The sequence below is a fragment of the Kitasatospora sp. NPDC036934 genome (genome assembly GCF_055608425.1).
Map to the genome: position 1 here is coordinate 1 of NZ_JBVJQR010000070.1, position 3,965 is coordinate 3,965.

Genomic DNA, 3,965 nt, shown 5'->3' on the forward strand with positions numbered 1-3,965 from the left:
CGCCCGCCGCCGGGACAGCGCCAAGAGCGCCCTCATCACCCTCGTCGAACACGCCCTCCTCGCCCGACTCCGCTGACCACCACAGCCACGGCCCGGAAGCGAGCACGGGAACCGATCGGCCCCGGTGAACCGTCACACTGACGGGTCGCCGGGGCGGCGGTGCTTTACCGGCCGGTGTCCTCCCGGGGCCGCGCGCAAGACCCGTGTATAAGCAGCGGATAACAGTTCGGTAGGCATTTTGTGATCAACAATGACGCAGCGTGGCGAATCAGCGTCACTCAGCGCCAGATCACCACGGATTTGCTCCGGCATGTCGTTGATTGTCCGTATTGTTCCGGCACGGGTGCCATGCGGCGGCTGTTTGTCCCCCATCCCTGCACGTGCTGAAATTCCAGCTACCCCTGAACATCCCGCGTCGGCCGTCCGGTGCCGGGCCAGGGCCCCGGGGGTAGCGCTGGATTGATCCATGGCCGGCTAGTCGGCCGAGAGGTAGTTGTCGAGTGAGGCGTAAGCAGCAACCCGCCCCGCAGCGGCGCTCCGAGCCCCGCCAGAGCGCGCCGAACGGCAGCGCCGCGGAACAGGCCGGATTCTCCGCGTTCACTCCCACCGAGGAGCGCGCCCAGGCCACCCCGGCCCCCAAGCCCCAGACGGCGGGCAAGGAACCGCGGCCCGGCTCCGGTTCGGCGGGCTCACCGGGTGACGGCGGCGCCAGCCGGTACGACTTCCTCCGCCCGCGCAACTGGCGCGTACCGACCCGACTGATCGCGATCCTGCTGATCCCCGTGATCATCAGTCTCGTCTTCGGCGGTCTGCGAGTGAACACCTCGGTCGACGGCTACATCAAGGCCTCCCGCGCCGAGAAGACCGCCGAGCTCGCCAAGGCGGCGACCGAACTCGCCGAGGCGCTCGAGAACGAGCGCGACAAGACCCTGATACCGCTGATCACCGGGCAGGACCCCAACAACGAGGTCACCAAGCGTCGCGCCGACACCGACGCGGCGATGAAGGCCTACAACGCCGCGTACGACGCGTCCGACAAGTCCGGCGAGCTGCCGCGCCGCCACGAGGCCTTCCAGAGCCTGGTGGGCGACCTGCCGCACCTGCGCCAGGTCGCGTACGGCAAGGAGCTGTTCGCCAGCGCCACCGCGAACGCCTACTCGGCGATGTTCGCGCCGCTGCTGGCCTACGACAACTCGGTCGGCAACGGCTCCGCCAACGCCACCAGCAAGGGCCGCGCGATCTACGCGATGTCGCTGGCCAAGGCCTCCGCCTCGACCCAGCGCTCGCTCATGCTGAGCCTGCTGGTCGGCATCTCGCAGGGCGTGACCACGCGCTACGAGAACCAGGACATGACCCAGCAGATCCTGGTCGCCGAGAAGCTGGAGCAGGTCTCCCTCTCCGAGTTCAACACCGGTGCCGACCCCGTCGACGCCAAGAAGTACGGCGACGCCCAGGTCGCGCTGGCCACCGCCCAGGACCGCTCGGCCTACAAGATGCCGAACGGCAGCGCGCCCACCATGCAGGGCCTGCTGTCCCTGGCCGGCAACTACGCCGAGGCCGCCGCCGCCGGCCAGCAGAAGGGCAAGGCCGCGGCCGACGCCGCGTACGCCGAGGCCAAGAACTCCGGTCTGACCCCGGACAACTGGAACCAGGCCGCCGGAACGCACATCCAGGCCCTGCGGAACACCGAACTCGCGCTGCTGGACGACGTCCTCACCCAGTCCCGCGACCTCAAGGACAACGCGCTCTACGACGCCATCCTCAACACGGTCATCGTCGTCGCCGCACTGATCCTGGCGGGCCTGCTCACCGGCTACGTCGCCCGCTCGATGATCCTCGGCATGCGCACCCTGCGCAGCGCCGCCCTGGAGATCGCCGACCACCGCCTGCCGGACCTGGTCGAGAAGCTCTCCAAGACCGACCCCGACCGGGTCGACACCTCGGTCAGCGCGATCCCGCTGCACGGCAAGGACGAGATCGGCGAAGTCGCCCGGGCCTTCGACCAGGTCCACCAGCAGGCCGTGGCGCTCGCCGCCGAGCAGGCGCTGCTGCGAGGCAACGTCAACGCGATCTTCACCAACCTGTCGCGCCGCAGCCAGGGCCTGATCCAGCGCCAGCTGGCGCTGATCACCGACCTGGAGAACAACGAGGCCGACCCGGACCAGCTGGAGAACCTCTTCAAGCTGGACCACCTGGCCACCCGTATGCGCCGCAACGGTGAGAACCTGCTCGTCCTCGCGGGCGAGGAGGCCGGCCGCCGCTGGAACACCCCGGTCCCGCTGGTCGACGTGCTGCGCGCCGCCGCCTCCGAGGTGGAGCAGTACGAGCGCGTCGAGCTGTCCGGCATCCCGGAGGTCGAGGTCGTCGGCGCCGCCGTGACCGACCTCGTCCACCTGCTCGCCGAGCTGCTGGAGAACGCCACCTCGTTCTCCAGCCCGCAGACCCGGGTGCTGGTCAACGCGACCCGCCTGCCGGACGGCCGCGTCCTGGTCGAGATCCACGACAAGGGCATCGGCCTCACCGCCGACGACTTCGCCGAGATCAACGAGAAGCTGGCCGAGCCGCCCACGGTCGACGCCACCATCTCCCGCCGCATGGGCCTCTTCGTGGTCGGCCGGCTCTCCCAGCGGCACGACATCCGCGTCCAGCTCCGCCCGTCCGGCGAGTCGGCCGGCACCACCTCGCTGGTCATGCTCCCGCCGTTCGTCACCCGCTCCGCGGCCGTGCCGGAGCCGGACGAGGAGCAGTTCACCGTCTCCCGGATCTTCGCCGAGCAGGAGCCGGCCGCCGAGTGGGCGCCGGACAACCGCAGCGCGGCCGAGCTGGGCTTCGACGACCACCTCACCGGCATCGGCAACGCCGGCTCCTCCGGCTTCAGCCCGGCCCTGGAGGCCGTCCAGCGCTCCCAGCGCCTCGACCAGGTCCGCCGCGCGGCCCTGGAGAGCGCCCCGGAGTCGCCGGTGGTGGACGCCGAGGTCGAGGAGGACTACCAGCAGGGCTACGACCAGTACGCCCCGCAGCAGCAGGGCTACCAGCAGGGCGCCTACGCCGACGACCGCTACGGCAACGACGAGCAGTACGGCTACCAGCAGGGCGAGTACGCCCAGGACGGCTACGGCCAGTACCCGCAGCAGGGTTACGACCAGACCGCCTACGCCGACGACCGCTACGGCAACGACGAGCAGTACGGCTACCAGCAGGACGGCTACCAGCAGGACGAGTACGCCGGCCAGTACGGCCACCAGGCCGAGGAGGCCCCGGCCGGCCACCCGTACGCCCCGGAGCCGCCCGCCCTGCCCGCCGCCGAGCCCACCCCCACCCTGCCGTCCGGGCTGCCCCAGCGCCGCCCCGGCCAGCAGCTGGCGGGCGGCAACCTGGGCGGTGCCCCGGCCGTCAGCAGCAGCCCGACCGGCGAGAGCCCGAACTGGTTCGCCGGCGCCAAGGACACCTCGGCGCCCGTCGAGACCCGCGGCCACGACGTGTCCGCCCTGGGCGGATACGGCCCGACCGGCCCGACCGCCTCCCCCTGGCAGTCGCCGAACGACGGTGACTGGCAGCGCGCCGAGCAGCTGCGCGAGCCCTCGTCCGCCGGCACCACCGGGGCCGGACTGCCCCGGCGGGTGCCCAAGCAGAACCTGGTGCCCGGCAACGCCAAGCCCACTCCGCAGGACGGGCCGCAGGTCTCCCGCAGCCCCGAGGAGGTCCGTGGCCGCCTCACCAACCTGCGCCGCGGTGTGGAACAGGGCCGCAGCGCCGGCAACACCGGAAGCTTCCGGATCGACCCCGATCAGGTAGACCAGTCCGGCAACGGACAGAACCGGAGCACCGATCTCTTCGGCGGCTCGAACCACCAGGAGCGTTGAGTTGACTCAGATGAGCCAGGCCGCACAGAACCTGAACTGGCTGATCACCAATTTCGTGGACAACACCCCCGGGGTGTCCCACACCGTGGTGGTCTCCGCGGA

The 3,965-nt window shown here is 70.8% G+C and carries 1 protein-coding gene and 2 pseudogenes; all 3 read left to right on the top strand.

Annotated elements, in window-relative coordinates; all coding sequences use genetic code 11:
* Nucleotides 1-76, top strand: a pseudogene (locus tag ACZ7BZ_RS38225) (ATP-binding protein); the annotation flags it as partial.
* A 424-nt stretch (nt 77-500) separates the two neighbouring features.
* Nucleotides 501-3,863, top strand: a complete 3,363-nt coding sequence (locus ACZ7BZ_RS38230) for a nitrate- and nitrite sensing domain-containing protein (RefSeq protein ID WP_470362405.1) — start codon at nt 501-503, stop codon at nt 3,861-3,863.
* Between the two features lie 10 nt (nt 3,864-3,873).
* Nucleotides 3,874-3,965, top strand: a pseudogene (locus ACZ7BZ_RS38235) (roadblock/LC7 domain-containing protein); the annotation flags it as partial.